Source organism: Bradyrhizobium sp. USDA 4538 (assembly GCF_024171045.1).
Classification (GTDB): domain Bacteria; phylum Pseudomonadota; class Alphaproteobacteria; order Rhizobiales; family Xanthobacteraceae; genus Bradyrhizobium; species Bradyrhizobium australafricanum.
In genome coordinates this window covers 1-25,197 of record NZ_JALJZE010000002.1, presented here as the reverse complement: position 1 = coordinate 25,197, position 25,197 = coordinate 1, and the positions used below count along the sequence as shown (strand labels likewise).

Here is a 25,197-nt window from a genome sequence, read left to right as displayed (position 1 = left end):
GAAGCGCCTCATGTCTTTGCCAGGAAAACGCACGCCTCGCTTGCCGAAGCCGACCCGGTCCGACCAGGAGTTCCTGCCGGCGGCGCTCGAGATTCTCGAAATAGCGCCGTCTCCGGTTGGAGTCGCGCTGATGTGGATCATATGCACATTGGCGACCTGCGTGTTGGTCTGGTCCTATGTAAGCCGTATCGACGTAATCGCCACCGCACAAGGCAAGATCCAGCCCGTCGGACACGTCAAAATCATCCAGCCGAGCGAGCCTGGACGGATCGTCGCAATCCATGTCCAGAACGGGCAGCTTGTGACCGAAGGCCAGGAACTGATCGGACTTGAGAGCGGTGAGGCCGATGCTGATGTGAACGAACTCAGAGCTCGCCTGCAAGCGCTCCGCGGGGAGGCGATCCGCCGAAACGCCGCTCTCCGCGCCGTTGAAGCGCGGCGGTTGGCAAGTCCTGCCATAGACTGGGACGAGGTTATTCCGCGCGAGGTCCGGGAGCGCGAAGCGCTCGTTCTGGAGGCAGTCCTCAACCAGCTCAAGGCGAAAACAGCAGAACTTGAGGCGGAAAAACGCCAAAAGCAATTGGAGCGAGATCTTTACGCCGCAACCAGCGATGCCTTGGAGACGCTCGCTGCCACTCTTCAAGAGCGCGTCGATATGCGCGCGAGCCTCGCGCGGACCGGCTCCGGATCGAAGGCCGATCTCATCGATTCATTGGAGCGGCTGCAGGATCAGAAGGCGAAGCTCGCGACGGCGCGCGGTCAGTTCTCTGAAACCGAGGCCGCTATCGATGTTCTAAGTCAGCGTATTGAGAGCGGATACAGCGATTTTACAGCCGATAATCTGCAAAAGCTCGCGGAAGCCGAGCGCGAAATCGATGGCATCACGCAGAGAATCGCCAAGGCCCGCGTGCGGCAGCAACGTATGGTGCTGAAGAGCCCAATTGCCGGGCGGGTCAGCGCGATGTCCGTGACAACGTTCGGCCAAGTTGTGAGTACCGGCGAAGAACTCATGCGGATCGTCCCGGACGCCGGCAGCCTGGAAATCGAGTGTTACATTGCCAATCGCGATATCGGTTTTGTTCATCCCGGACAAGCGGCCGCCATCAAGATCGAGTCCCTGCCATTCACCAGGTACGGCACGATAGATGCAACGCTTTTGAGCATTCAGCACGACGCGATCCCCGAACCCGATGCAACGCAGGCGGAAGGCAATCCGATCCGGTCGCTCGACAACCGCGGCTTTGCCGGCGCTCAGCGTACGCAGAACCTCGTCTTTCCCGCCACTCTTCGCCCCGAGGTTACGAGAGTGATTGCGGATGGAGCGCCCGTGCCGCTCTCGCCCGGCATGGCCGTCAAGGTTGAAATAAAAACCGGAAGCCGGCGCGTGCTCGACTATGTCTTTTCGCCGCTGGTCGAAATAACCTCTCAAGCGTTTAAGGAGCGGTAGTCTTCTGAAAGAACATCCATATAGACGCCTCGCCAATCGACAAGCCGGAGGGCTTCCTCCGATGCGCGCCCGAGGTCATTCTGGCCAGCCTGCTGAAGACCAACTAAGTCAGCTCTCGCGTTTTCTTTGCTTTCGCATCGATCCTCCGCAAAGCAAGTAGACCCAAGAGCCCGATCACGACCAAGACTGCGCCAGCGCCAATCAGGCCGTATGAGAGCGTCACATCATTCACGGCCGCGGCTTTCGATTTCGATTTGGTCACTAAAGAGGTCCCTCCCTCGCTAACAGCACGAGGAAATGAAGGCTCGAAAACGCGCCACGTAGCGCGCTTTGCCGCAAGCTCTATCATTTTTGTGAAGGACGCGCGCGACGGGCAGCCGCCTCGAGCTGCTTCTCAGCGAAAAGCGTCTTCAGCTCCGCGTTCTCCTCTTCCAAGGCCTTCAGTCGCTTGGCCTCGGCGGCGCCCCAACTCAGCGGCAGATCAGTCATATTCGACAATCGCTCTTTCCGGAGCCAACTGCCAACGTTTACAACTCAACTGATCGGACGAGTTCCGATCCGCTCTTTAGGCGTAGATAGCTTCGTTGGTGAGAGTGCGACAAGTCCCGAATGGGATATTGCCACCTGCGTGTTGCAACCTAAGATAGATATATATTGGCGCTGCCAGCGTCGAATTCGAGCGGCCCCGCAATTGATGATTTTTAGGCCGCGATCATTTACCAGCAGGTGCGCCAAGGTGCTATTCAACTCCAGCGAATTCATTTTTCTTTTTTTGCCGATCGCATTGATCAGCTACACGCTTCTTCAGGCTATTCGGCTGCCGCGGCTCTCGTTTATCCTTTTGCTGTGTGCCTCGATCTTCTTCTACGGATGGTGGCGCCTGGACCTCGTTCCTGTCCTTCTAGGCTCGGTCGTGTTTAACCATGGGCTCGGCCTCATCATCGTTGCCGCGCCTACAAATGCCAAGGTTCTCACGAACTCGGGCATTGTGGTCAATCTGGCGCTGCTCAGTCTCTTCAAGTATGCCGACTTCTTCATAACGAATGCGAACGCTGTCCTCGGCACGTCGATGCCGCTCCTCGAGCTGGTGTTGCCGCTCGGCATATCGTTCTTTACCTTCGTCCAGATCGCCTATCTGGTGGACGCGTCCAAAGGGAGGCGGGGCCGTCGCGGTTTCATCGAGTACGCTCTGTTCGTAACCTTCTTTCCACACCTGCTCGCCGGCCCCATCGTCCACCACTCGGCGATGATTCCACAGTTCCAATTACGGCCGAGCCTTTCGCGGCGCGCCAACGACATGGTGTTCGGCCTAGGACCGATCGACATTCAGGATTCCCAAGCGGTTTGATCGCTGATTCATAGAGTTCCGTGATTCGAGACACGGAGCAGATGGTGGCGGCGAAACGATATGAGCTGACGGAGGCGCAATGGGCGAGGATTGCGCCACTGCTGCCGGGGAAAGCTGGCGACCCGGGACGTACGGCTGCGGACAATCGACTGTTCGTCAACGGATGTTTGTGGGTTTTGCGATCGGGCGCACACTGGAGCGACCTGCCGGAACGGTACGGCAAGTGGAAAACGGTGCATCAGCGCTTCAGCCGCTGGTGCCATGCCGGCGTCTGGGAGCGCGTGTTCGCTGCTCTGACCGCCGATCGCGACAACCAGTATCTGATGATCGACAGCACCATCGTTCGCGCCCACCAGCAGGCGACGAGCGGAAAAGGGGGGCCAAAGATCAGGCGCTGGGGCGTTCCCGAGGTGGACTGACCACCAAGATCCACATGCTGGCTGATGCGCTCGGCCGTCCGCTCCGCTTCATCGTCACGGCTGGGCAAGTTAATGACATCACCCAGGCGCCGGCACTGCTCCACGGCCAAAGCTGCGATGCCGTGCTCGCCGACAAGGCCTATGACGGCAACGCCCTGCGTGCGATCATCGCGGAAATCGGCGCAACGGCGGTGATCCCGTCAAACCGCACCCGCAGGATCATCATTCCGCACGACGCCGACGCATACAAACAGCGCAACCGCATCGAGCGCTGCTTTTGCCAGCTCAAACACTTCCGACGCTTGGCAACCCGTTATGACAGGCGATCTGACAACTTTACCGGCTTCATCCATCTCGCTGCCGCAATGATCTGGATGCAATGAATGTCGATCGGTCCTAGTGATTTTTCTGATCGGCTTGGCAAAGAAGTCGATTTTTGCCGACCATCTCGGCCCTGTGGCCGACGCGGTCTTCGCCACAGCGGAGGGCGGAGGAATCCTCACCACAACGGCGGCGTGGCTCGGCGCGCTGGCCTATACATTCCAGCTGTATTTTGACTTCTCCGGCTACAGCGACATGGCAGTCGGACTTGCTCGTATGTTCAGCCTGAAGTTTCCCTGGAACTTCGACTCTCCCTACAAGTCGTTGTCGATCGTGGATTTCTGGCGCCGATGGCACATGACGCTTTCCCAATTTTTGAGAGACTATCTCTACATTCCGCTTGGCGGCAATCGGCGTGGCAAGCGTAGGCACTATCTCAATCTCTTCCTGACAATGGCAATCGGGGGCTTCTGGCACGGCGCAGCATGGACCTTCATTATCTGGGGTGCTTGGCACGGTGCCTTGCTGTTGATCAATCATGGCTTTCGGGAGCGCTTCGGCGTCTCGCGGGCTCTGCCCTGGCGTGCTGTCGCCTGGACCCTGACGTTTGCCGCTACCATCAGCGGCTGGGTATTCTTCCGTGCCACAACGATTGGCGGCGCGCTGGCGATGTTGAAAGCCATGTTTTTCGGCGGAGAGACCGCAACAGGCCCGAGTTTTTTCGATCTCGAATTTCTGTCGCTACTCGCCCTTGCAGTCGCCACCGCCCTGTTCGCGCCGAACGCTCGCCAACTGACCGAGGCACTGCAGGCAGAGCACCTCGATCCGCGCGTGGTGGGGGCGGCGTTTGGTTCACTCGTTCTTATCATAATCGTTTCGAAGGCGAGTATGCATGAATCGCCCTTTCTTTATTTCAACTTCTGACGTTCAGCGGCCGAAGCCCACGAGACTGGTCGCCCTTGTTGCGAGCAGTCTGGCCAGCTTTGCTCTTGTCAGCGTTACTTATGTCGGATTGGTGACGCTGACCATTCCGGAGAACAGCATCGCGAGCACCTACAAATGGCTACTGCTTGAGCACGCTCCGGGGCCGCGTATCATCATCGACTCCGGCTCGAACGGTCATCACGGTATTGATGCGGCAGAGCGCAGCAAAGCGTTCAACATCAGGGCCATTAATGTGGCCGACAATGCCGGCTATTCGCTGGTCGATCGATCAAGGAGAATTCTTGAATTTGCCAAGCCCGGCGATGTTGTCATCATGCCCATCGAGTGGCAGGGCTATTCCGACCCCGACGGGGACGCGGGCTATGCACGGCTTTCTCTTGAGCTGACTACCGAGTATTTCTGGGCGCAGACGCCAACTGAGCGAGCGCGCAGGATTCTCACGACTCCCTTTCCGATCGTCGCGCGCGCCTTTTGGCGCAACATCAGGAAGCGCGGATCATGGGAACCTCCGCGCCCGACCTCCGAGGCAGTGCACGCGATGGCCCTCCGCCATGTCGAGGCGATGCTCTATTCGGACGGTACGGGTGGTTGGGCCAACGGAGTAAGCCAGGGCGTGGCCAAAGAGGCCATTGAGGGCGGAATGCTTCAGGACCACAGTCGGAAGCCGAAAGGAAACGCGATCGGGGCGGGTTCGGGAGGCATTCAAGCTGTTGCGCGCAGCCAAAGAGAACGGCGTCAGAGTCATAATCACATGGCCAACGGTCGTTGGTGACGATTGCTACGCAGATGAAGCGCGCGTGGCTCAGCGAGCCGAACAGGTTCGTGATCTGGCATCCCAAGCAGGACTCGAAGTCATCGGAAATCCGGCCGACTTTTGGATGCCGATGAGCCTGGCCGACAACTCGTTCTACCATGTGACCCAGCGCGGTCGTGCGATCATTACGCGCCGGCTCATAGGCCTTCTTCGGGACACAGGACTGAAGCCGGTTGCCGGCGCGCCGCCTGAAAATCTGATCGACACGATGAGCAAAGAGATTGTTCAAATCGAGCTCACGCGCGCGGAGGCGCTGGAGCCAACGATCGTTCATTTGGATCTCGAGGAATTCGCCGCAGGCGGCACAGGTTCGTCCAAGATCGACTACACAGCTGGATGGTGGTCTCCAGAACCGCGTGGTCGCTGGGCACGGACCAACGAAGTAGCGTTGCGCGTGCGCCCGAAGCAACCGGCGCAAACCCTCCGGGTTCGCTTGATCTCGGCCTTCGAACCGCGCAACGTCACGGTCTACATCAACGGTCTCGAAGCGGGTAAGATAGCGATCGATATGTCACGTCGCGACTACGAGGTAAATGTCCCCGCGGCCGCCCTGGACGACCGAGTCTGGTCCATCCGCCTTAAAGGCGACGATCGCCCTCTGATGCGCCCGCGTGATCTGGGCGACTCGGATCGTCGGTCGCTCACCTTGTTTTTCGAGGGTCTTACGTTGACAGGGGAGGCGGCCCGACGGGATGACTGACGACCCGGTGAAGCGAGCTTTCCCCGATTTATCATGATCGCCGGGGGCAACTCCTGCTGATGCAGGTCACCTACCATTTGGAGGGGCAGAACGTCGACACTATCCCAAATGGGACAAGCGAAGAATCCGCTGCGCTGCTACTTAGCTCGTTCTCTGATGGGATGGTGAGCCTTGGGAGTTCCGCCGCGGCAGTCCATTCATGTTTGCGCCGCCGTTCAGTCAAGCAGGTCTGCTACTGTCGCTTGTTGTGGCCCTCTTCATTGACGGTGCGCCGGAAGTTGTCCCGTAAGCCTGCCATGCGAGAATTGCCACATCTTGAAAATCGCTTAGCCGGTGCACAAGGCTGTGCGGCGCGATCGGGCAATTCGATCGCGCAGAACTCGCGCTTGACTCCTCCCATACTTCAGCCGAGCCAGGAACCAGGCCCCTATAGTGGGAACGCGCCTGGCATGACAAAACCAATGGAACTCGTGAAATGGAGAAAATGCGAGCGCAGGCACTCTCCCTCTCGAGTTGGAGGCGTGCCTTCTCGAATGCCGTGATTGAGCCGACCAACTTGGTCCGATCGGTGTGGGGCGCGCCGAATGAGCGATGTCCGAGGGATGTCCGTGTCGGAAGAACAGACGTTTGCTTCGTCGCGCTGGCGCTCGCATTTCCATGGTCGACCACCGTAGCAACCGGTCTGGTGCTCCTGTCGCTTATCTTTATAGTTTTCACCTATCGGCCGGATGAGATCATCGACGGGCTCAAGCGCCCGGCCTGTGCGCTCCCTGTCCTGCTCGTCGGACTAGCGGCCGTCGGTACAGCTTGGGCTGATGGGGTCCCCTGGACTGACCGGTTGCACGCGTTCGGAAAAGCATCAAAGCTAGTCTGCTTCTTGCCGTTCTTCGTGCATTTTCAGAACACGTCTCGCGCACGATTGATATTCGCGGCTTATCTGATATCGAATCTTCTCCTCCTTCTGCTCTCGTTCGTCGTGTTCTGTTCTCCGGACATCTCCAGCTTTATCGGGGCCAAGTCACCAGGGGTTCCGCTGAAGAATTATTTGGACCAGACCCAGGGCTTCGCGTTCATCGCGGTCATTTGCGTGGCACTTGCAATCGAAGCCCTTCGCCACCAACGGCGACGCCAGGCGATTGCGCTTGCCGCTATAGCCGTCGCATTTTTCGCGAACCTCGCCTTCGTCAATATTGCCCGAACCGCGTTCATTTACCTGCCGGTCATGCTTGCGCTCGTCACCATCCGCTATGCACGCGGATGGCCGTCGCTCGCCGTCTTGGCTACAGTTTGTGTGCTTGGCGTCGGCGCGTGGGGAGTGTCTCCCAATCTTCAGTTCAAGATGGCGCGTCTGTTAGGAGAAGTTGATGCCTATCAGACCAACACCATGGTTGTCGGCGGATTGGAGACCGGTGGCGCGGAGCGCCTCGAGTTCTGGCGCAAGTCTATTGGGGTCATTCGCTCGGCGCCGATTGTTGGTCACGGTACCGGTTCGACGAAGGAGCTGTTTGCAAACGAAGCGGCCGGCCAAACCGGCATAAGGGCGAAAATCGTTGACAATCCACACAATCAGACGCTTGCGGTAGCGATCCAGTGGGGAGCCATCGGATGCATCGTTCTCTACGCCATGTGGGGCGCTCATCTTCTCTTGTTCAAAGAAGGGTTCAGCCGGCGCAAGGGCAGCCTGCTTGCATGGATCGGCCTCCTGGCCGTCGCGCAGAATTTCGTAAGCTCGCTGCTCAACTCGCATTTGTTCGATTTCTACCAGGGATGGCTCTACGTTATCGCCGTCGCGATCATCGGCGGTCAACTAGAGCCCAAAGGGAGTCCGGATAGAACTGACATCAAGGCAGCACCTACGGCATTGTCCGTCGTTGAAGGTCGATGAGAGAGCGTTACAGACGGCAAGGGCGACCTTCCGGTTTCCTGAGACTGCTCTCCCGAATGGCATTGGCGACCAATGGGAGAGCGGCCTTGCGTGATTGCTTCCGAAAATCGCTGAGCCTTCGGATGTAGTAGCCCTGCTTCTGAAGAGCCGACCTGATCTCGTCGCTCACCTTTATAACCCGTCGTTTTCGCTTTCGCCATTTCCTGAGCGCGCCGCTCACCGGTAATGGCGATCCCTGCGTGACCACCAGAAACTCACGCCTCGCGTTCAGGTATGCGGATTCCGATGATCGCGCGCGGCTATTCCAATCTGATGCCGCGCAGCGTTCCAATCTGATCGCGCGCAGGTGAAGCCCCCGATCGTTAAAGGCAATTGGCACTATCGTTAGCCCGTGGTCAAGCGTTGGCCGAAGAGATCACGTCTGGTGTCGCTCGACGGAGCGAAGCTGACCGGACGCGCACCCCCAACTTTGCCGTAGCGGCCGGTCAGCTTCGCGGGCTGCAGTCTCGGTCTTCATCGGGCCGACGATGCAATCAAGGCCGCGGAAGAAGAAGCGGACGACGCATGGAGTCACCGTTCAGTGCGAGCCTGTGAGCGTTGTGAAGCAGGCGATCGAGTATGGCATCGGCGTAGGTTGGGTCGCCGAACACGGCAGGGTACCCCTATTCTTGCGTATTTCGCAAAAACGGGACAGCGGTTTCGCTAACTGACGGACAGCAGTTTCGCTAAATCGCGGACAGCGTGGCGGCGCTGGCTTTTGGTTGCCTGGTTGTTGAAGTCAGTTGATATTCGTTTCGCTGTTTTCGACGTCGGTCAAGGGGCGCGCGGCTTTTTTCCTTCGCATGCTGTCGCCTTCGAGGGCGATACGGTGGGAGTTGTGGATGATCCGGTCGAGGATAGCATCTGCGATGGTTGGCTCGCCGAACACGGCAGGGTACCCCTATTCTTGACCGGGTCGTGTCTCATGTCACGATTACCGACCCGCATCATTTTCTGTTTGGACAGCGGCTTGCCGTCCTGAAGGAGCGGCCGGGGCGCGGTTCCGCCTACGTCGTCGTCGCGCTGGCAGACGGACGGCGGCGAGCGGTTCGGATCGCATCGACGAATCTTGCCAAGACGGCGATCACTTCCCGCCCGAACGCAGCCGATCTGCCGCGCATCAGTGCACGGACGCTGATCCCATTGATGCAACATTTGAGCGCGAGTCTGAGCCTTCTCGACGAGAAGGTGATTCGCGATGACCCACCGACCACTTCCAGGTCGCGTTGCGTAGCGACCCCTGCCGACGTTGGCAAATCCACCCGGCCGTCCAACAGCCGACATTCCGCGTCTCTGGCCGAATCTATCGACCGCGACACAAACGCAGATTGCTCAAACCATCGCCGCGCTGATGCGGCGAATGCAAGCGATCCCCGGCACGCCCGGAAGGGGACTGGGTCGTGCTGATCAGATCGAACATCGCTGACGAGCGGCTTACGACCGCACACCGCGCCAAGTTGGCCTATGTCTACGTGCGGCAATCGTCCGTGCACCAGGTGCGCCAGCATCAGGAGAGCACCGAGCTGCAGTACCGCCTTGTCGATCGTGCCATCGGTCTGGGCTGGCCGCCCGAGCGCGTCCAGGTGATTGACGAGGACTTGGGCAAATCCGGTGCTGGCGGCATGGATCGTCATGGTTTCCAGAAGCTCATTGCCGAGATCGGCCTTGGCAACGCCGGTCTTGTGGTGAGCCTCGACGCTTCTCGCCTGGCCCGCAATAACCGGGACTGGCATCAGCTTCTCGAACTGTGCTCGGTGTTCGGCGTCCTCATTGCGGATGGTGAGCGGCTTTACGATCCGCGAGCCTACCACGACCGCCTGCTGTTGGGATTGTCCGGTATCATGAGCGAGGCGGAGTTGCATCAGCTTCGGATGCGTCTTCACCAAGGGGAGCGTCAGAAGGCGGCACGGGGCGAACTGCGGCTGCCCCTGCCGGCCGGGCTCGCCTACGATCGGGCGGGTACGATTGTTCTCAATCCCGACGAGGAGGTGCAGGCCCGTCTTCATCTTGTATTTGCCAAATTCCGGGAACTGCAAAGCGCTCGCCGTGTGATGCGTTACCTGGGCAGGAACGGATTGTCCTTGCCGGTTCGACCGCTACTTGGGCCATCTCCACACGAGGTCGTCTGGCGTGCGTCAGAGAGTGGACGCGTCCTTAGTATCCTGTCCAGCCTATGCTGGGGCGTATGTTTATGGTCGCCGGCAAAAGGATCTGAGCCGATGCCAGCCTGGATCGTTGACGGGAACGGTCAAGGTAGCGATCGCCGATTGGCCGGTTTGCCTCCGCGCCGCTCACACGGGTTATATCAGCTGGGAGGAGTTCATGGCCAACCAGCGCCGACTGGCAGATAACGTCGCCCACTTTGAGGCAGGGCACGCTGGCGTGCCGCGCAAAGGGGCGGCCCTGCTACAAGGGATTGCGGTCTGCGGCCGTTGCGGACGGCGCATGAGCTTGCGCTACTCGGGGCCGAATGGCGACTATCCGGTGTATTGCTGCCGCTCGGATCGGGACCAGCAAGGCAGTGCACTGTGCCAGGAAGTCCGGGCCTTGGCGGTTGATGCTCTGGTCGAGAGGGTGGTCCTCGACGCCCTGATGCCGGATCAGATTGCAATCGCACTCGCGGCGGCGGGCCAACTGGAGCAGGAGAGCCGTCAGCTCGAGCGCCAGTGGGCGCTTCGCGTGGAGCGCGCTCGCTACGAGGCCGAGCGCGCTCGGCGTCAGTATGACGCCGTCGAGCCCGAGAACCGTCTTGTGGCGCGCTCGCTTGAGCGGGTTTGGGAAGATAAGCTTCGTGTTGTCGAGGCGGTTGAGCAGGAGCATGCGCGCTGGCGCGCGCAAGAGCCGCTTCTGATCGGCTCGGCGGAACGCGCGGGGCTACAAGCGCTCGGCGAGAATCTGCCGCGGATTTGGAATGCGGCCACCACGTCGGCGGCCGATCGCAAGCGCATTCTGCAATTTGTCATCAGCGAAGTCGTTCTTGATCAGAAGCGGACCCGAGGTCAAGTGTGGCTCAAGATCATCTGGCACACCGGCGCAACCAGCGAGCATCATGTGCAGCGGCGCGTTCACACCTACCGCGATTACATCGACATTGATCGGTTACGGCAACGGATCGCCGAGCTGAATGCCGAACACAAAATGGATGGCGAGATCGCCGCAACACTCAATCGGGAAGGCTTCGTCGCGGCTTGAGGCTGCGCCTTCAAAGGCGAGAACGTCTGGCTGTTGCGTACCCGCTGGGGCATTCCAACCGTCAAACTCAACGGCACGGACAAGAATCCGATGCGCTGGCCCGACGGTAGCTTCTCGATTCAGGGCGCTGCGGCTGAGCTTGGAGTAACCCCGCAAACGGTGTTCGATTATCTCGCGCGCGGATTGCTGGCCGGTCATCAGTTAACCAAAGGCCAGCCATGGCAGATCGAGCTCTCAGATGAACAAATCAGTCAGCTTCGCAATCGGGTACGACGCACTAAGCGGTCGAAGAAGGAGGCATCATGAAGGCATCGGTTCAGTTATGAGCTCATGCCATTTGGCAATTGGAAGCTGGCTGGTGACGAGTGTCGATCGACGGCCGTAACGGTCTTCGAGGATTTCGAGCAGATGATGCCGCGCATTGGCGTCGGTCGTGTCCCAAGGAGTGGTGTAGCTGATTAGCTAAGCCGCTCGCGACGCGCGCCCCACATGGCGCCGTAGCGAGCGAGCGGCCTTGCGGGTGGTCACCGATGATTCGTCGGTAAGGTTTGGGTTGCGACGCCAACCTGATTCGAGGAACCACCGATGACCGACGACATGATGAACCTGCGCGCGCTCGCAGAGAAGACCCCAGATGCCGATCTGTTGCGCGAGATGATCGGCTTTGCTGCCCGCCGGCTGATGGAGCTGGAGGTCGAGGGCCTGACCGGGGCCGGTTACGGCGAGAAGAGCCAGGAGCGCCAGGTCCAGCGCAACGGCTACCGCGATCGGAGCTGGGAGACCCGCGCCGGCACGGTCGAGCTGCGTATCCTCAAACTGCGCAAGGGCTCCTACTTCCCGTGCTTCCTCGAGCCGCGGCGGATGGCCGAGAAGGCGCTCACCGCCGTGGTGCAGGAAGCCTACGTGCAGGGCGTCTCCACCCGCTCGGTCGATGATCTGGTACAGGCGATGGGCATGACGGGGATATCCAAGAGCCAGGTGTCGCGGCTGTGCGGCGAGATCGACGACAAGGTGAAGGCCTTCCTCAATCGCCCGATCGAGGGCGACTGGCCCTGTCTGTGGATCGACGCCACCTACGTGAAGGTGCGCCAGAATGGGCGCATTGTCTCGGTCGCGGTGATCATCGCGGTCGGCGTCAACAGCGATGGCCGGCGCGAGGTGCACGTAACGACCAAACGCTATAGTTCACTTCTTTTGACCGCTTCGTTCTTTTCGCACGCAACCCCTTTATCCGATCCGTAAGAAATGAGTGGATGGGACGAATTCCTCGGTGAATATGGCAAGCGGCTTCATCGATGCCTTCGACGATCTGCAATACATCGCCGTAACATCGCTGCCTCTCAGAGCGAAGAGATCCTGGGCAGGCGACGCCTGCGACAAAGCAGATCATTATCTCGGGCTCTTCTAAACGGCGTGCAACCAGCGAAGCCATTTATGGTAGGCCGCCCGACGCGCCTTGTAACGGTCGACGCATTTCTTTGAGCAAAGAGCCGTTTGCCAGCAGTAATGACGGATTAGCCCGAATCGTCCGCCGCAAATCGCGCAGCACCTTACTGGATGACGGTGGGAACTATGCGAGCTTCTGCGCATTCCTCGCCTCCGGTCGACTAACCTGGGATGTCACGACTTCGGCTAAAGAGCCACACCCGCACACAATGCGGTCGAGACTACTCGGCATCAGACCGGCGCACGAGTTCGCCTCTAGTTGCATTTCCTTGACGAAAATCCCCCAAACTCGGAGTGCTTCGTCAACATTGGCGGTATAGACTTAATTTAAGCTTGATTTATGCAAATGAGCGCCAATTAGCGATTAAATCCGACGAACATCCTGCTCTACTCAATGAAAGCCAGACGGACAGCGGCGGATAGCTTCTTCGGAAGCTTGGCGATCATGGCACGTCGGAATGATCACCCTCAGGGCATTCGCCTGCGGCTCTGTCGATAGTGGCTGGAGACGTCGGGACACGGTTCGTGGACGCAATACCTGTCACCATATCGTCCAACGGCCCGTTCGAGGAGGCGATGCTGGCGGCGGCCGTGGCGACGATACGCGCGCCTGGCGCGGTGTTTCTCGATGGGCGCGCCGCTGCCGCTGTCCGAAAGCCTCATGATTGCCTGGCCGCGGACCGTCGGCCCGACCGACGGCACTATCGTGCTCTTCGTTGCTGGCGAGTGGTGCTTCAGCGGCAGGAGCTCAGGGCATGAGTGCGTAAGCCGGTCGGGTGAGCAAAGAGCGACTGCACCGTATCCACGGTGCTGTGCCCTGACCGGTTTTGCACGCTGGACCTGCGCCTACCGCCCGCCAATCCTCTGCCACAGCCAACGCGCCACCGCGGCGGGCGAGGAGCTCGCATCGCTGCCGCTGGCACGCAAATTAGCTTCGCGCATCGTCGCGATGTCGATCCGGCCAAGCAGCGGCTTCAGCGCCGCCTGCAACGCCGCATCATGCGCCCGCCGCGGTGCCAGCAGCAGGACCGCATCATAAGGCGGGATCGCGTGCTTGGGATCGGCCAGCGTCACCAGGTCGTATTCCTTGATCCGCCCCTCGCTGGTATAACCCGCGATGACGTCGACGTTGCCGCTCGCCACGGCCGCATACATGAAATCAGGCTGCATCTGTCGTTGCGTACGGAATGAGAGCCCGTAGGCCTTGTGCAGGGCAGTCCATTCCGGGCGCGAGAAGAACTCGTAATCGCCCGCAATCGACAGCGTCGGCGCGTGCGCAGCCAGGTCGGTGATCGAATGAATACCGAGTGCTTCGGCGCGCTGCCGCGGCATCACCAGCGCGTAGGCGTTCTCGAAACCGAGCGCGCCGAGCAGGGCGATGTCCTGCTTTGCCAGGATTTTCTTCAGCTCGGCGAGCAATGCTTCACGCGACGGCATCTCGGTGCGGTGAAACTGGTTGACCCACAGCGTGCCGGAATAATCCACATAGACGTCGATGTTGTTGGCCGCGAGCGCCTGGAAAATCACGCTGGAGCCGAGGGCCTCGCGCGTCGAGGCCTGCAATCCCGCCGCTTGCAGCCGCTGCTCGATTAGCGCGGAGAGCACATATTGCTCGGCAAACGTTTTGGCGCCGACGACGTAGGTCGATGGGGTCCGTGCCATCGAAGGGATCAGCGTCGCCGCGACCAGTGCGGCGATGCCGACGCCGCCGAGCATGGTGCGGAGGCGTTTGCGCTCGCGCAATCCGCGCTCGATGAGCGTTAATAGTTGATCGACCGCGAGCGCCAGCAGCGCCGAGGCGGCGCAGCCGAACAGCACGAGCACCCAGTTCTGGGTCTGTAATCCGGCGAAGATGTAATTGCCGAGGCTGGTCTGTCCGATCGGGGTCGATAATGTCGCGGTCCCGATCACCCATACCGCCGAGGTGCGGATGCCGGCCATGATCACCGGCAGCGCCAACGGCAATTCCACCGTGAACAGCGATTGCCGCCCCGTCATACCGACCCCTTGCGCCGCCTCAAGCAACGTGGGATCGACGCCGTTCAGCCCTGTGATGGTGTTGCGCAGCACCGGCAGCATGGAATAGAGCGCCAGCGCCAGCATGGCGGGCAAGAATCCAAACGCGGAAAAGTCGAAGCCGAACCAGCGAAGCGTCAACGACGCAATGGCGAGCAGGAGCGGGTAAAACAGCGCGAGCAGCGCCAGTCCCGGCACGGTCTGGACGACGCTGGCGAGGCCGAGCAGGATACCGCGGATCACGGCATGGTTGCGCGTGAGGATCGCCAGCGGCAGGCTGATCACGAGTCCGAGCGCCAGGGCTGCCAGGCTGACCTGAACATGGCTGCCAAGATAGTCCGGCAAGTGCGCCGCCGCGTCACGCCAGCGAGGGTCGGTCAGGAAACTCATTGTGCGCTTGCTCCCGGGAGCAGGGCGTTCAGCCGCTCAGCCTGCCGTCTGGGCGTGCTCAACAGCTCCGCCACATAGGGGTCGTTGTTGTTTGCGAGCTCAGCCGGCTGGCCTTGCGCCACAACCCGTCCGGTCCGCATTACCGCGATGCGATCGGCAAGCAGCAAGGCCTCTGTCATGTCGTGGGTGACCATTACTGTAGTCAAGACGAGCCTGCGATGCAGGGCGCGGTACTCCTCGCCGAGGGTATCGCGGGTCAGCGGATCGAGGGCGCCGAAGGGTTCATCCATCAGCATGATGTGGGGGCGGGCGGCAAGCGCCCGCGCCACGCCTACACGCTGCTGCTGCCCGCCCGACAGTTCATGCGGGTAGCGGTCGCGATGGAGGGAGCGATCGAGCCGCACCAGGTCGAGCAGCTCATCGACCCGCGCGGCGATCTCGGTGGTGGGCCAGCCGAGCAGTCTTGGCGTGACGGCTATGTTGTCGGCGACGCGCATATGCGGAAACAGCCCGCCGCTCTGGAACACGTAGCCCATGCGCCGGCGCAAGCGCACCGGATCGACGTCGCGCACGTCCTCGCCCTCCACGGTGACGCGACCACTATCGGGGTCGAGCAGGCGGTTGGCGAGCCGCAGCAAGGTGGATTTGCCGGAGCCAGAGGCGCCGACGATCGCCAGGAATTCGCCCGCGGCAATATCGAGCGAGACATCGTCGACGGCTGTGATGCGTTCGCCGTCATGACCGTCGGCAAAGCGCTTCCCGATATGAGCGTAGGCGATCAGCGGTGCGAGTGCCATGGTTGGACTGGACCAGTGTGCCATTATCCGAAATTCGAGTTATTCTGCGGTGGGCACGTTAGCGAACATCGGATTCGAAGGACACTGGCAAGTCTATGCGGCGCGCCGCCGCTCGTGGCACGGCGCCTGGTGCGTCGGAACTATGAATACGGCAGTGGTGTCAGCGCTCCCGTACGAAACGTACCGTTCCGCTCCTTGCAGAGGGGGGCTCGTTCGTCCATGCCGTACTTCACGCGAAAATCGGAAGCAATCGGTTAGAAGTGATCTTCTTGAGCTCGCTTGGCGGGTACACAGCGACTTGACTCGTCAACCTAAGCCGCTTGAATCCTGACTAGGAAGCTGTCCAGTTCGTGCTTCAGTCGAGAGCTTTCCTCAGACAGCAGTTCAGCAGACGTCAGCACCTGCAAGGATGCCCCACCGGTTTCTTTCGCGTGGCTGGTGACTTCACCGGCACTTGCCGCCACCTGGGTAGTCCTGACCGCCGCTTCCTGTACATTGAACGCGATGCGTTTGCTTGTTGCCTCATGCTCTCCAATGGAGTCGACCACAGTCCGGGCAATCTCCGCGATGCGGCCGATGATGACGCCAATTTCGGTAATCGCGCCGACCGACTCAGTCGTCGCCGCCTGAATGCCGCTAATCTGCTGGCTGATCTCAACGGTCGCATCCGCGGTTTGCGCTGCGAGCAATTTTACCTCTTGAGCGACAATCGCAAACCCTCTGCCGCGGTCGCCGGCGCGCGCGGCTTCAATCGTCGCGTTGAGAGCGAGCAAATTGGATTGCCGTGCGATCGTTGCGATCAACTGGACCACGCTGCCGATCCGCTCCGCGGCGGCCGCCAGACTGGCCATACGCTGGTCACTGAGTTCGGCCTTGAGAACGGCGTCGCCCGCTATACTGGCCGCTTCTTGGACTTGTCGGCCGATGTTGGTGATGGTTTTCGCCAGTTCACCCGCCGCGGCCGCGACACGCCTAACGTTGGTGGATGCGTCCTCCGACGACGAAGCGACCGCAATGGAGAGTTGCCGGCTGTGATCGGCCGTGCCGGTCAGACTGCGTGCGGAGGCTTCAAGTTGCGAGGAGGCGGACGAAACGCTCTCGATGACCCTGCCTACGGCGGTTTCGAATTCGCTGGCGAGCCGAGCCATATCGGCCTGACGTAGCTCGGCGACGGTACGATCCTGTACGGCCTTGGCATCGAGCTCGGCCTGCGCCTTCTCGCGAGCTTTCAACTTGAACAGTTCGACAGCTTCTGCCATCTCGCCAAGCTCGTCTTTTCGGCCGAGTCCCGGCAGAACGACGTCGAACCGACCGTCGCCGAGCTGACGCATGGCCGCCGTCATCGAAGCGACTGTCTGGGCAATGCGCCGGCCGAACAGTAACGCGATCAGGCCAACGAGCATCGTTGCAAGCCCAATCACCCAGACAAGATTCCGCCGAATTTCTTCGGCTCGCATTGCGGCAGCCTGCGAATGAGCGTCCGCGGCAGCCATGATCTTTACGAGCGCCGGGCGAATGCGGTCGTAGATCTGTCCGAGGTCGTCGACCTGATCGCTCAACGCCTGTTGTGTCACCATGAACGACACAAAAGTCGCCTTGTACGCCCGGATTAGTTCGAGGATCTGGGATTTCACATCAGCGGGTAGGTTCGCTTGAGCGAGCGAGGTCTCGAATTCCACCTCCCGATCCGCCAGTTGATCGCCATATTTGTCTTCGCCGCGCAAGATGAAATCTTTCTCATGCCGGCGCATCATCAGCATCAAGATCATGAGGCGTGGTTGGTTCAGCTCTGACAGCCGCTGTTCGACCACGTGCACGGCATTGCGCAGCTTGCCCTGAAATCCGTCGTCTTCATTAAAGCCAAGGTTGCGCTGGGCCGAGACCACGTTCTGAAAGCGCGTTGCATAGAGATTGACTGCCGGCCGCAACACGCTCCCTTGCTTCAGCGGATCATCCTCGGGCAAACCCGTCACAAATGCTTCGACGCGACTTAGGTCTGCGAGCTGCCGCTCATAACTCTCGGTATGCGTCTTGATCAACATCTCGCTTGGTTTGCGCAGGAAGTTGATTGCGATTTGTCGCGACTCTAGGACGCTTTGCGCCAATGACGTGACATGGGCTTTGAATCCCTTGCTATCGTTCGAAGCGCTCTGGACCCGGCTCGCGTAATTAATAGCGGCGACGCAGATTGCACCTGTGACAAGGACCCCGGAAAGTCCGAGCAGCGCTATTTGACCGCGCAATCCAATGCGAAAGCTCCGGTGAACCCTTGGTCGGCCTCCGATCTCGATCGTGATGTCACTCATGATTCCCCTTGAATGATTGTATCCCCATGGCACGGCTGCTGATTAGCACGGGGACCGATGGGCGATTGCCATATTGCGCTCAACGAGAGCTGACCTGCTTCGTCGGAGACGACCGCCAACTAATCCAGATTGATTTCGAAATCTTGAACTCGAACCATACGTTACGTACGGCAGGACACTAACATCCCCCATCAACTGCCGGCACCGATGATCGAAGTGCCCGGCGATCCGGAACATCGGCGTCGTGCCGAGCCGCTTAAACATCTGCTTCGGGCGCTTCTTACCGCGGCCGGCGTAGGTTTTGAGAAATTATTGGCTCTCAAGCTTCCGGCCAACGCTAAAGGTCATGCAGGCGCCGCGAGCACTCAGGCAAACGGCCCTGTCGTGCGGGGAGTACGACAGGGCCGTCGCAGTCAAAGGCTACCCCGAGGGCAGCACAGGGCAGCGAGGTCCTATTAGGGTGCAAGCTGTAAAATCTAGATGAAATCTACTCGTTCTATTTGATGAAAGGAGTGGTTTGATTTAGACAGCGCCAATGAATATGGAAGAGAAGGCGTTACGATTGCAGGGACCCATGGCGCGCTCTGTACGTTGCGTACATACCGATTGGCGTCAGCAGACCCTCGATCAGACAGACGTTCATCCTAACAAGTTGTGCGTTGCCCTGATGAAACAGCGTGGACCGTGTGGGGTCGGTAGTGCCCTACGCAGGTGCGGGTAGGCGAGTAGCCGCCGAGCATGACGATCTGGAGCAAATAGGTGGCGAGGGTCTTGCGCAGGATGCGCGGCTTACGGAACGGACTGCTCCGCCGAAGAACCGACCTATGGGCGATCTCGGAGGTCGGCTAATAGTTGAGCAATTTTTGTCTAACTCGTCGAATCTTTTGCTGGGACTGCGGACTGAGCCGAGGCATAGGCGCGTGAGACAAGCCTGTAACAACAACATGCCTTTTGCTCGAGGCCCTTGCGTTCATCGATCTGCAAGACGCCACGCATCTTGCGAATGAGCCCTTGTTCTTCGAATTGGATGAGCGTCTCGGTTACCCCGGCGCGGCGCAATCCTAGGACCGAGGAAAGGTAATCATGCGTAACGGGCAGCACGCGAGCGTCAGCGGCATCACTCGCCAGGCACAGCCAACTGGCGAGCCGCTGATCGCGATCGCGCCGAACTCCACACAATCCTGTCATAGCGCAATGCAAGTGTAGCGCTTGAACGTATGCAAAGAGATGCTCTCGGATCTCTGGGCGCTCGTTCATCACCCGGCGCAACTCCTCGACACGGATCCTGTGCGCGCTTCCGGGAAAGAGCACAACAGCTTGATGCGTTGAAAGATGCCCTCCCGCCAACAGCAAAGCGCCGACCGCGCCCTGATGTCCTATCACCGCTGTTTCAAGGATGCTTCCCTCAGCGACAAGCCTCAGCGAGACAAGGCCTGATTCTATGAAATAGACGTGCTCGACACGCTTATTCGGCTCTTGCAGAGCCATACGCTTTTTCAGCACAATCGGCTCAAGGAACTTCCCTATTGCCGCGAGGTCCTGCGGAGAAAGACCCGCCAGGATCGCGTTCTTCATAAAAGACCGCGTCTTAGGGCGCACCGCAAAAGGCTGTTGAAACATCTGCTGTGCGGGAGCTGCATCTTTTGAGCAGTCAAGCGCTTCGGGTGCGGTGGGCACGCGGTCGGTCATTGTCCCTCTCCTCGAGTGCGATTATTTGTGCCCTGCTTAGTTCCCGACGAAGATACGTGCGGAGTTTCCAAGGAGACTGGAACGGCGCCCGCCATCTGTCCTGAAAGCGTAAGCCTCGATGCTGCAGGCTGGTGACCGTTCTGAGGGGCTCCTTCGGCGCGGTTTACAACGTCGCGGAAGACAATTTCAGAGAGCTGCACAACCAGCTCTCTGAGGCGCGCATTCTCTTGCTTACAACGCTCCAGCGCACAGCGCTCGTTTGTCATTGCCGATGCCCGCGCAGAGAGTCCGTCACGCGACTGCGATGGTACATGTAAGGCCTGTTCGTCGAACAATGCTTCGACGAAAACGGTACGCGAGGTACAGACAATCTCGCGCTCAGCAGAGTGTGTCATCCCGGTCTCAGATTTGAACGATTCGTACAAAGAGTCAGGCGCGCCGAACCGGCGTCACGCGAGGTAATCCAATCAGTATTGCCCAACCCCGACATCTGGGTTGGGAAACTCAGATGGCACAAAGGCGAGAAATTAGATTCTTAGTTCGCGGCGTACTGTATTCGTTGGAGCGCAACCAGCGGAACCAAGGTATAGACGCGCCGATCACAGCAGACTGCCAGTAGCACCCGCCCAAGCGTGAATTCAAGCATGTCACCCGACCACAAGATTGCGCTCTTTATCGACGGCCCCAATCTCCACGCAACTGCCAGGACGCTCGGTTTTGAGCTCGACTACAAGCGCCTGCTCGGGGAGTTTCAGCGCCGTGGCACCCTGCTACGAGCGTTCTATTACACGCCGATTATTGAGGATCAGGAATATTCATCGGTCCGGCCGCTCCTCGATTGGCTCGACTACAATGGCTATGCAGTTGTCACTAAGGCGACCAAGGAATTCGTGGATGCCTGTGGCCGCCGAAAAGTCAAAGGTAATATCGACATCGAGCTCGCCGTCGATGCCATGGAACTCGCTGAGCGCGTCGACCAGATCATTCTGTTCTCCGGCGACGGTGACTTCCGTCGCCTGGTCGAGGCCGTGCAACGTCGTGGCGTCCGCGTCACAGTGGTTTCCACTTTCGCGATCCAGCCGGCGATGATCGCCGACGAACTTCGGCGGCAGGCAGATGAGTTTATCGACCTAGCGGAGTTGAAGCTAAAGGTGGGGCGCGATCCGTCTGAACGATTAGCCCTCCCGCTGACTCCTGGTAAGCGTCGCGAGCCAGCCAGCGCAGAAGCGATCGCAGACTAATCAATGGAAGTAATTTTGTGCCGGTTGCCAGCGACGTTAATAACGCGCCGTTTGGCGCTTATTCCGCTCATCTCTGTTCTGGCAATATTTGGTTTCAGCGCGACTGCGGAGGAGAACAGGCCTGATAATGGCCCCGTTGCTACCAATGTCAGAATCGAATGCTCCCTGAAGGGAAGTGCTGGCGAGCCGGGAGAGGTTGAAACATTCGCCGCGCGAGACCACTTTAAGGAAGACATCACGTCATCGGCCCCCGTCAGGATTTCGTGGCTTGGCGCGACGTTTGTGCGCCGATTTGCAGTCAAAGTCGAAACCGCGGTTAATAGATGTCTGCAAACATGTATCTTGAAGACTCTCTCGAATGACGATGAGATCATCGGAGAACTAGGCATTCCGGGCGAGAGCAAACTGGCGGATATCTGGCGCCTCTTAAGCCGCCAAGCCAATGGTGAAGGCGGGGCGCTGCAGACAAACGCCGCTCCCAACATATTCTTTATTCGTGATGATGTCGGTGATCTTGGTGTGGTTGACGCCGTATGGGGAGGCGCTGGTTGGGAAATTGGAGCAAGCCCGACCGGAAAACATCGGATTTGGCCTCCCGGCACGCGCGTCTTCTTTCATGGCGCGGACACAGAATGTAGCGCCTTGACTGGACTTGCTGCCGGCACGGCTGGCTGATTTTATGTCGGGCGGCGTACGATCTCCGCGACCGCCCTACTCCGCGATACCGATCGCGCCTGTCTTGCCACGATCAGCGGAGGCTGACGTTGGCGAGCGCTTTGGTCGCCTCATCTTCGTGCCGACCTAGCCGACCCGCAGCGCAGGACCAGTGCTCAGATTGCCGCAGTTCATTCCCGAGCCGCATCAGGCTACACGTCAGCCAGATCGTTTCTTGCCTCTCGCGCCCGCTGCGACGAAACAACGTCTATACATACAAGCGCATGCGGAAGCGGTAGAGGGCTCGGTAGAAATGGATGGCCATGTCCCGCTCCTGCCAATGCCCCGATGATGATGCGTCTATCTCCGACATTATCTGCCCGCAAGCCTGTTATTTTACTCAATTTCGTTCGCTCTGACGATTAGATCCAGCGATCCAGCGCCGCCTGCCAGCGGATTTCACCAGGCCGATTCTTGTTCAAGCGCGCTTCGGTAGCGGACTAAGTCGGAGCCATCTCATCGAGGCGAAACGCGAGTGCGCCATCGTGGCCCACCCGGTGACCTGACGCGCAACCTGCGCCTAGCGTGCTCATTCAATAAACATCGAGATTATGTCCCTTCTTCTTCAGTCAGCGGCCGTTGGTTTCGGGCACAGATCGGCGACTAGCTTAGGCTTGCTTCTCAATAGCGAGATTAGCGGGAGAACCGCAGCGTCCGGAAGGGGCAAAACTTCGAGTGTGGGGTGGAGTCACGTTAGTGGCACAATCGTCGCGTACGAATATTCCATAAAGGTATCGCGCATACAAGATGCCTACAAACCAAAGCATATCACATGCCTGCAACAAAACTGGCCATACGGTACCATCACGCAGTTATGGAGAAGTGGCGACGCGTCCGACGTATCAGCCCGATACAGTTCTAGCTAGCTCCTACACAACTCGACCGCGCTGCACGCTGGGGGACAATTGCCGAAGAATGGAGACGCTCGCAAAGATCGGCCGTAGAGCGCTCACCAAGGGTATGCACTGTGCGGCCCGCGATTCGCCGCGACCTCGCAACTCAACTCGGATGGACGAGGGAAAATAGCCATCCTTTCCGGTGACGATCGTCGGAAAGCTCTTCGCTCATTGTCGTTGATCCTCACTGACGACACTGAACTCAATGCCGTTGGCGACGTCACGACATCGAAGTATTCGCTGGCGTTCGTCATGCTTCTTGCTTTTGTTGCGGACCGGCGCTTCTGCTTGCATGGCGCCCCGCAAGGCGACGATCACTGCCGGCTCCAGGGCATTGCGCTGCAATTTTGAACGTCAAGGCACTACAAACGAACCCGTACGGCAGCTGCGGTATGGTGGTGCCATAGTCCTTCGTTCGGAAGATGGTCGAAGTCACCGCGATGATTCGGAAGCAACTCGGCCACTGTAGAGTCGAGTTATCGCAGAATTCACCCATGAACTTCGAGGCTGGGCTCTTGCGGGGCGGCTTGGCGGGAGGACGTTCGCACCGGGCATGCGATCCCCCTGATGGTACGCGCTGCGTGTCGGTGCCGATGATCATCACGCTCGTCCGCCTCAGCGCTCACGGCTGGAGAACACGGCGGCGCAACCGGGCACTCGTTGCGGCAGAGCCGCCTCTAATTCTGCAACGATATCGTGCAGTAGGCCGAGGGCGAGCGGATCGGTCACATCGCGCTGCATCAGGCGGTAACGCATGATGCAGTCTTGAAGGCTTCGCAGTTCCTCGTTGTCGTCCATGACACGCTCCGCAGACAGAATAATGACGCGCAACGAAATCGATGGTTGCGGGTAACTTTAGAAAATTTCTCAGAAATTGAAATGCCTCGCGCCGAGGTCAGCTGACATGTTGAACGAGGCATCTCTAGTTTGGCCGATGCCATCCGCCAGCCCTGGCGCCGTTTCGATCTGGCTGCGCAGCGTTCGCGCGATCAGTTGCCGTTGGAGGACCGCAGACGTTGTCTGCGGACTATTCAAGAAAACCCCAATCAAGGCGAAGAAAGCGGCCCTTGATGAGGAAAGTGACCCTCGGTTATAGCGGGCCTCGACCTTGCGGGGCGCCAACGGACCTTACCATGGAACTGGGTGATGCACGGAACAGACCGGCGGATATCGGGAGCGGCTGTGCGGGTGGATCGAAGGATGTGAGTGTGGCCGCCACGCTTCCTAATAATGGCGAACCGCGGGCCCGGGTTCGGCCGCTTGCTAGCGACGAGGATCTGCCGTTGCGGGGAACAACATTGTTCGGTCAGGCCAGTCTGGCACTCGACGCAATCAGCCCCGGCGTCGGGGCCTTTCGCGGTGTCGAAGGGAGAGATCGACCAACCCCGCCGCACGTGGGTTGCATGCACGGGGCCGAAGCCATGCGGGGCCTGATCTAGAGTACGGTCCAATGTGACAGCCGCAACAGCACATGCGGGACCGGCCCAGTCGGCGCGGTTCTAATGGGGGCACCCGAAACATATTTTGACACCGGCTCACAGCTCGCTACCGATCGACAGGCAAAAGCGGGCCAATAGCCAAAGACACCTTGTCAACACCAGCGAGTGCAAGAACCTCAGCACGACGGCTGAGGTTCTGCATGTCTTTTAGAGAGGCTGGATCAATCAGAAGTCCATTCCACCCATGCCGCCCATGCCACCGCCCGGAGGCATTGCAGGCCCGGCAGCCGGCTTCTTCGGCAACTCGGCGACCATGGCCTCGGTGGTGATCAAAAGAGCTGCCACGGAGGACGCGTTCTGGACTGCGGCTCGCACGACCTTTGTGGGGTCGATGATGCCCTTGGAGACCAGGTTGCTGTACTCGCCCGTCTGCGCATCGAAGCCGTAAGAGTACTGATCCTTCTCCAGGACTTTGCCAACCACGACCGAGCCGTCTTCACCGGCGTTGATCGCGATCTGCCGAGCCGGCCAGGACAGCGCCTTGCGCACGATCTCGACGCCGGTCTTCTGGTCGTCGTTTTTGGTGCGCAGGCCTTTGAGCGCTTCGGTGGCTCGGAGCAAGGCGACGCCGCCGCCCGGCAGGATGCCTTCCTCGACAGCCGCACGGGTCGCATGCATCGCGTCATCCACGCGATCCTTGCGTCCTTCACCTCGACCTCGGTCGCGCCGCCGACGCGGATCACCGCGACGCCGCCCGCGAGCTTGGCGAGACGCTCCTGCAGCTTCTCACGGTCGTAGTCCGAGGTGGTCTCCTCGATCTGCGCCTTGATCTGGGCAACGCGCGCCTCGATGTCGGCCTTCTTGCCGGCGCCGTTGACGATCGTGGTGTTCTCCTTGTCGATCATCACCTTCTTGGCGCGACCGAGCATGTTGAGCGTGACGTTCTCGAGCTTGATGCCGAGGTCTTCCGAGATGCCTGGCCGCCGGTCAGGATCGCGATGTCCTGCAGCATGGCCTTGCGGCGATCGCCGAAGCCCGGAGCCTTGACGGCCGCGACCTTCAGGCCGCCGCGCAGGCGGTTGACGACGAGGGTGGCGAGCGCTTCGCCTTCGACGTCTCAGCACGATCACCAGCGGCTTGCCGCTGCACCACG

19 protein-coding genes and 5 pseudogenes are annotated in these 25,197 nt (G+C 59.7%); 14 read left to right on the top strand and 10 right to left on the bottom strand.

What is annotated here, in order from left to right:
• The first annotated feature begins 10 nt into the window (after positions 1–10).
• Complete coding sequence (locus J2R78_RS41410; protein WP_253610364.1) at positions 11–1,447, top strand: HlyD family type I secretion periplasmic adaptor subunit; 1,437 nt, start codon at positions 11–13, stop codon at positions 1,445–1,447.
• A gap of 348 nt (positions 1,448–1,795) precedes the next feature.
• Here the strand turns inward: J2R78_RS41410 and J2R78_RS41405 are convergent.
• Positions 1,796–1,906: pseudogene (locus tag J2R78_RS41405) on the bottom strand (IS3 family transposase); the annotation flags it as partial.
• 277 nt (positions 1,907–2,183) lie between these two features.
• On the opposite strand from J2R78_RS41405, the gene J2R78_RS41400 reads away from it, so the two are divergent.
• The 6 genes from J2R78_RS41400 (at position 2,184) to J2R78_RS41375 (ending at position 7,879) form a co-directional block, all read left to right on the top strand.
• Positions 2,184–2,795 (top strand): hypothetical protein, encoded by a 612-nt coding sequence (locus J2R78_RS41400; protein WP_253610365.1) that lies wholly within the window; start codon positions 2,184–2,186, stop codon positions 2,793–2,795.
• Positions 2,796–2,836: 41 nt separating this feature from the next.
• A protein-coding gene (locus J2R78_RS41395) for an IS5 family transposase (protein ID WP_253636047.1) occupies positions 2,837–3,597 on the top strand; the annotation gives its coding sequence in 2 pieces (ribosomal slippage) (positions 2,837–3,182 and positions 3,182–3,597; 762 coding nt in all).
• A gap of 16 nt (positions 3,598–3,613) precedes the next feature.
• Positions 3,614–4,459: an MBOAT family O-acyltransferase gene (locus J2R78_RS41390; protein ID WP_253610366.1), complete on the top strand. Its 846-nt coding sequence runs from the start codon at positions 3,614–3,616 to the stop codon at positions 4,457–4,459.
• Positions 4,428–5,252 carry a hypothetical protein gene (locus tag J2R78_RS41385; protein WP_253610367.1) on the top strand — a complete coding sequence of 275 codons (825 nt, stop codon included), beginning with the start codon at positions 4,428–4,430 and terminating at the stop codon, positions 5,250–5,252. Before J2R78_RS41390 ends, J2R78_RS41385 begins: the two co-directional genes overlap by 32 nt.
• Complete coding sequence (locus J2R78_RS41380) at positions 5,191–5,994, top strand: hypothetical protein (protein WP_253636046.1); 804 nt, start codon at positions 5,191–5,193, stop codon at positions 5,992–5,994. Before J2R78_RS41385 ends, J2R78_RS41380 begins: the two co-directional genes overlap by 62 nt.
• Positions 5,995–6,469: 475 nt before the next feature.
• The gene (locus J2R78_RS41375; protein ID WP_253610369.1) at positions 6,470–7,879 is read left to right on the top strand and encodes an O-antigen ligase; all 1,410 of its coding nucleotides are present in this window, start codon (positions 6,470–6,472) and stop codon (positions 7,877–7,879) included.
• Positions 7,880–8,412: 533 nt separating this feature from the next.
• On the opposite strand, the pseudogene J2R78_RS41365 reads toward J2R78_RS41375, so the two are convergent.
• Both J2R78_RS41365 and J2R78_RS41360 read right to left on the bottom strand, forming a co-directional pair.
• Positions 8,413–8,529, bottom strand: a pseudogene (locus J2R78_RS41365) (ATP-binding protein); the annotation flags it as partial.
• A 128-nt stretch (positions 8,530–8,657) separates the two neighbouring features.
• The gene (locus J2R78_RS41360; protein WP_375167148.1) at positions 8,658–8,807 is read right to left on the bottom strand and encodes an ATP-binding protein; all 150 of its coding nucleotides are present in this window, start codon (positions 8,805–8,807) and stop codon (positions 8,658–8,660) included.
• Positions 8,808–9,318: 511 nt separating this feature from the next.
• Between J2R78_RS41360 and J2R78_RS41355 the strand changes: the two genes are divergently transcribed.
• The 3 genes from J2R78_RS41355 to J2R78_RS41345 are packed head-to-tail and all read left to right on the top strand — an operon-like array spanning position 9,319 to position 11,416.
• Entirely contained in the window at positions 9,319–10,269 is a 951-nt protein-coding gene (locus J2R78_RS41355) for a recombinase family protein (RefSeq protein WP_309145053.1), read from the top strand.
• On the top strand, positions 10,241–11,110 hold the full coding sequence (locus tag J2R78_RS41350; protein ID WP_253610370.1) for a zinc ribbon domain-containing protein: 870 nt from the start codon (positions 10,241–10,243) through the stop codon (positions 11,108–11,110). Before J2R78_RS41355 ends, J2R78_RS41350 begins: the two co-directional genes overlap by 29 nt.
• 33 nt (positions 11,111–11,143) lie before the next feature.
• Positions 11,144–11,416 carry a hypothetical protein gene (locus tag J2R78_RS41345; protein WP_253610371.1) on the top strand — a complete coding sequence of 91 codons (273 nt, stop codon included), beginning with the start codon at positions 11,144–11,146 and terminating at the stop codon, positions 11,414–11,416.
• A 6-nt stretch (positions 11,417–11,422) separates the two neighbouring features.
• On the opposite strand, the pseudogene J2R78_RS44915 reads toward J2R78_RS41345, so the two are convergent.
• Positions 11,423–11,530, bottom strand: a pseudogene (locus tag J2R78_RS44915) (ATP-binding protein); the annotation flags it as partial.
• A gap of 165 nt (positions 11,531–11,695) precedes the next feature.
• Here J2R78_RS44915 and J2R78_RS41335 point away from each other — a divergent pair.
• A pseudogene (locus J2R78_RS41335) lies at positions 11,696–12,271 on the top strand (transposase); the annotation flags it as partial.
• 1,131 nt (positions 12,272–13,402) lie between these two features.
• Here the strand turns inward: J2R78_RS41335 and J2R78_RS41330 are convergent.
• The 4 genes from J2R78_RS41330 to J2R78_RS41315 form a co-directional block, all read right to left on the bottom strand.
• Positions 13,403–14,962: an ABC transporter permease/substrate-binding protein gene (locus J2R78_RS41330; RefSeq protein WP_253610372.1), complete on the bottom strand. Its 1,560-nt coding sequence runs from the start codon at positions 14,960–14,962 to the stop codon at positions 13,403–13,405.
• Positions 14,959–15,759: an ATP-binding cassette domain-containing protein gene (locus tag J2R78_RS41325; RefSeq protein WP_253610373.1), complete on the bottom strand. Its 801-nt coding sequence runs from the start codon at positions 15,757–15,759 to the stop codon at positions 14,959–14,961. The genes J2R78_RS41330 and J2R78_RS41325 overlap by 4 nt, the downstream gene beginning before the upstream one ends.
• A gap of 311 nt (positions 15,760–16,070) precedes the next feature.
• The gene (locus J2R78_RS41320; RefSeq protein ID WP_253610374.1) at positions 16,071–18,065 is read right to left on the bottom strand and encodes a methyl-accepting chemotaxis protein; all 1,995 of its coding nucleotides are present in this window, start codon (positions 18,063–18,065) and stop codon (positions 16,071–16,073) included.
• An 867-nt stretch (positions 18,066–18,932) separates the two neighbouring features.
• The gene (locus J2R78_RS41315; RefSeq protein ID WP_253610375.1) at positions 18,933–19,754 is read right to left on the bottom strand and encodes a Crp/Fnr family transcriptional regulator; all 822 of its coding nucleotides are present in this window, start codon (positions 19,752–19,754) and stop codon (positions 18,933–18,935) included.
• 644 nt (positions 19,755–20,398) lie between these two features.
• Here J2R78_RS41315 and J2R78_RS41310 point away from each other — a divergent pair.
• From J2R78_RS41310 to J2R78_RS41300, 3 genes are all read left to right on the top strand, one after another.
• A complete protein-coding gene (locus tag J2R78_RS41310; protein ID WP_253610376.1) occupies positions 20,399–20,995 on the top strand; it encodes an NYN domain-containing protein in 597 nt (198 codons plus the stop codon).
• A gap of 3 nt (positions 20,996–20,998) precedes the next feature.
• Positions 20,999–21,670 (top strand): hypothetical protein, encoded by a 672-nt coding sequence (locus tag J2R78_RS41305; RefSeq protein ID WP_253610377.1) that lies wholly within the window; start codon positions 20,999–21,001, stop codon positions 21,668–21,670.
• Positions 21,671–22,776: 1,106 nt separating this feature from the next.
• On the top strand, positions 22,777–22,956 hold the full coding sequence (locus J2R78_RS41300; protein WP_253610378.1) for a hypothetical protein: 180 nt from the start codon (positions 22,777–22,779) through the stop codon (positions 22,954–22,956).
• A gap of 264 nt (positions 22,957–23,220) precedes the next feature.
• Here J2R78_RS41300 and J2R78_RS41295 read toward each other — a convergent pair whose 3' ends face one another.
• Together J2R78_RS41295 and groEL are read right to left on the bottom strand one after the other, a co-directional pair.
• Positions 23,221–23,403 (bottom strand): hypothetical protein, encoded by a 183-nt coding sequence (locus J2R78_RS41295; RefSeq protein ID WP_253610379.1) that lies wholly within the window; start codon positions 23,401–23,403, stop codon positions 23,221–23,223.
• Between the two features lie 866 nt (positions 23,404–24,269).
• Positions 24,270–25,197: pseudogene (groEL, locus tag J2R78_RS41290) on the bottom strand (chaperonin GroEL); the annotation flags it as partial.